Raw genomic sequence first — 3,127 nt, forward strand, 5'->3', positions numbered from 1 at the left:
CCCGGCCCGAGGTGGATATGCGGGTCTGCTGGCGGTGCGGGCTGCCGATCCCGTTGCTGGGCAAGCCGCTGGAAGAGGAGACGAACCCATGGGGTCGCTGATGAAACACCCGCTGGTTTCGGCGCTGTTCGCGGTGGCGTTCCTGTTGATGCTGGCCGGGCTGGTGATGCTGACCTTCCGCCCCGTCGCGACGGCGAGTGAGCCTGTCCCGCAGACGGTGACGGTGGTTTCGGTGGTCACGGTCTCGACCACCAGCGGACCGGCCCCGCAGTACCCGTTCGGGGAGGCGACCCGATGAGCGCCACCGCTGCCCTCGTGCTCGGGGGTGTGTTCGCCGCGAGCGGGGCCATGGCGTACTGGTCCGGGCTGCGCACCCCGCGCACCGAATCGGCGGCTGATCAGGTTGCGGCTGCTCCGGCCGATCTGCGGCCTGCGGTGTTCGTGCTGTCGGATTCGGCGCAGCTGGCGTTGATGTGGCCGGCGCTCGGGTTGGGGTCGCCGGAGTCGGGGTTTCCGAACATCGTGGCCGCCGACTACACCGAGTCGGGGTTGATGGTTCAGGTGCAGATGGTGGGCGGCCAATCGCTCAAGGACTGGACCAATGACGACACCCTCGACGCCCTGGCCCACTACCTGGCGGTGCCGAAGGTGCTGGCCTCGTCTCCGGCTCCGGGGTTCGTGTGCCTGGATATCCGCACCACTGACACCCTCGCCGAATCCAAACCGGTGAACGAGTTGCTGCATTACGGGGTGGATCTCGAGGCGGTCCCGGTCGGGGTCACCGAGCACGGGCGGGTGTGGCTGTTGCAGGTGCTGTATGCCCACATCCTGCTGGCCGGTGCCACCGGCTCGGGTAAGGGCTCGGTGATCTGGTCGATCATCTCCGGCATCGGCCCCGCCATCAAGGCCGGGTTCGTGGACGTGTGGATGGCAGACCCCAAGGGCGGCATGGAATTCGGTCGCGGTGACCGGTTGTGGGTGCGGTTCGAGTGGACCGCTGACGGCATCCTGGCCATGCTCGAAGAAGCCGTGAAGGTGATGCAGGAACGCTCATCGCGGCTACGGACAGCGGGGGTCCGCAAGCACATCCCGACCACCGACGAGCCGCTGATCCTGATCATCATCGACGAGGCCGCCGCGCTGTCGTCGTATGCCACCCGCGAGCAACAGGAGAAGTTCCGCTACCTGACCGGCCTGCTGCTGTCCCAAGGCCGCGCCGTCGGGGTTTCCGTGGTGGCGGCGTTGCAGGACCCGTCCAAGGAGACGATGCCGAACCGGCAGCTGTTCCCGGTCCGTATCGGCCTGCGCCTGGATGAGCCCACCCAGACCGCGATGATCCACGGCCAGGGCGCCAGGGATCGCGGTGCCCGCTGCGACGAGATCTCCGACCAGACACCCGGCGTCGGCTACGTCGGCGAAGACGGAACCACCGAATTCGTTCGCGTGCGCGCTTTCTGGGTCTCCGACGACGACATCGACCACATCGTCGACACCTACGCCCCCGACCAACCCGACCTGACACCCCAGGCCGACTACAGCGACTTCGACCCCGACGACATCCCAGGCGATGACGACAACCCGGAAGGGCTGGTAGCGGCATGAATACACACGGCGAAGTCATTGCCCTGGTCCGGGTGCACTTGACGGGCTTTCCCGATCACGTGGCCCACATCCTGGACCGGATCGCCGACGCCGGCCTGTCGGTGAATGTCCGCGAGACCACGACGTTTGATCTGTGCGGCATCCCGTGCGTCCGTACCGACGTCATGGTCCAGGCCCGCGCTGACCAGATCAGCGAGGTACCGCGATGAAACGGGGCTTTGTGACCGAAACCCACGTCGTCATCTACTGCGACGGCTGCGGCGACATCTACACCGGCGATATCGCTGAGGCGATCTGCTTCGACAGCGTCAACGAGGCCGTCAACTACCTCAACGACCACTCACCGGTCTTGGGCTGGATCTACGACGGCGACCGCGTGTTCTGCGACGGCTGCCGTGCCGCTGCCCGCTGCGAAAGTGCCGGCCACTCGTTCCCGGCCCCGTCCCGGCTGTTCCGTTCCCACCGACCCATTGTCTGCACCGTGTGCGGCATCCATGAAAGCGAGACCTTCTGATGAGCACCAAGATCACCCGCGACTGCGCCGACATCGATTCCGTGATCGATCTGCGGTCGCGTCGCCGCTGCCAGCTCGAACGCGGTGGCCTCGACCCCGTCGCGGTCGCGATCAACTTGTTGGCCGAGACCGGCCCTGCTCCCGGCTGGGACTCCGATTTGGACGGTTGGGCGGCATGAGCACGCCAGAGGCCAAGCCACCGGATCGGCAGGTGGATCAGCTGCTGGCCGATGCCGCTGCCCGCCACCGCCGCCGCAAGACCCCGCGCAAGCCCACCGAGCCTCAGCAGCTCGCCCTGTTCGACCTCCCGGCAAGGAGACCCCGTCATGACCGCCAAGACCAGCACCCAGCCTGACCCGTTCAACGAGATCTGCACCGCCGCCCTGTATGCCGTCTGGTACCTGCTCGTCGGCACCGTCACCGCGGCTTGGTGGGCGCTGCTGTTCCCGATGATCTCGCTCCCCATCGCGGCCGCTATCGCTGCCGGTGTGTTGTTCGGGTGGCCGTTCGGGGTCGGGGTCGCTGGGGTGGCCGGCGCGGGGATCATGCTCTGGCGCTGGAAGCGACCGGAGATGTTCGAGCGCTGGGTGGCCCGGCGTGCCCGGACCCGGTTTCTGACCTGGTGGCGCTACCGGCTGCGCTGGGACCGCAAACTCACCGCCTGCGGACTCGCCATCACCAAGGGCGAGTCGACCAAGGTTCCACGGCTGGTGACGGTGGCTATCGGTGAGTTCTCCGACCGGGTGCGGGTGCGGATGCTCGACGGCCAATGCCCCGCCGACTACGACAACCGCACCTCCCACCTCTGCCACGCCTTCGGCGCTCTCGACTGCCACGCCAGCCTGGCCGGACCCGGCCTCTACGACCTGACCTTCCGCCGCTCCGACGCCCTCGCCGCCACCGTGATCCTCCCCCGAGTCGACCACTGGACCAAGGACAAGAACGAGGCTGCCTGATGGAAACGACCAGTGTTGATGTGCCGCAACGCCAGACCGCCGCCGAACGCCGCGC

7 protein-coding genes are annotated in these 3,127 nt (G+C 67.3%); all 7 read left to right on the forward strand.

The genetic code is table 11. The features are described 5' to 3' along the window. Positions 1-88: 88 nt before the first annotated feature. Genes AC4HOU_RS29050 through AC4HOU_RS29080 form a run of 7 tightly spaced genes read left to right on the forward strand, consistent with a single transcriptional unit; the run spans position 89 to position 3,072 of the window. Entirely contained in the window at positions 89-298 is a 210-nt protein-coding gene (locus AC4HOU_RS29050) for a hypothetical protein (protein WP_195020423.1), read from the forward strand. Next, positions 295-1,602 carry an FtsK/SpoIIIE domain-containing protein gene (locus AC4HOU_RS29055; protein WP_195020422.1) on the forward strand — a complete coding sequence of 436 codons (1,308 nt, stop codon included), beginning with the start codon at positions 295-297 and terminating at the stop codon, positions 1,600-1,602. Before AC4HOU_RS29050 ends, AC4HOU_RS29055 begins: the two co-directional genes overlap by 4 nt. Beyond that, positions 1,599-1,811 carry a hypothetical protein gene (locus AC4HOU_RS29060; protein ID WP_194988998.1) on the forward strand — a complete coding sequence of 71 codons (213 nt, stop codon included), beginning with the start codon at positions 1,599-1,601 and terminating at the stop codon, positions 1,809-1,811. The genes AC4HOU_RS29055 and AC4HOU_RS29060 overlap by 4 nt, the downstream gene beginning before the upstream one ends. Beyond that, positions 1,808-2,116 (forward strand): hypothetical protein, encoded by a 309-nt coding sequence (locus tag AC4HOU_RS29065; RefSeq protein ID WP_194988997.1) that lies wholly within the window; start codon positions 1,808-1,810, stop codon positions 2,114-2,116. Before AC4HOU_RS29060 ends, AC4HOU_RS29065 begins: the two co-directional genes overlap by 4 nt. Next, positions 2,116-2,295 carry a hypothetical protein gene (locus AC4HOU_RS29070; RefSeq protein WP_195020421.1) on the forward strand — a complete coding sequence of 60 codons (180 nt, stop codon included), beginning with the start codon at positions 2,116-2,118 and terminating at the stop codon, positions 2,293-2,295. The genes AC4HOU_RS29065 and AC4HOU_RS29070 overlap by 1 nt, the downstream gene beginning before the upstream one ends. Beyond that, positions 2,292-2,471: a hypothetical protein gene (locus AC4HOU_RS29075; protein ID WP_490725600.1), complete on the forward strand. Its 180-nt coding sequence runs from the start codon at positions 2,292-2,294 to the stop codon at positions 2,469-2,471. Before AC4HOU_RS29070 ends, AC4HOU_RS29075 begins: the two co-directional genes overlap by 4 nt. Then, positions 2,443-3,072, forward strand: a complete 630-nt coding sequence (locus tag AC4HOU_RS29080) for a hypothetical protein (RefSeq protein ID WP_490725601.1) — start codon at positions 2,443-2,445, stop codon at positions 3,070-3,072. The genes AC4HOU_RS29075 and AC4HOU_RS29080 overlap by 29 nt, the downstream gene beginning before the upstream one ends. Positions 3,073-3,127 lie beyond the last annotated feature (55 nt).

The organism is Nocardia sp. JCM 38205, assembly GCF_058222935.1.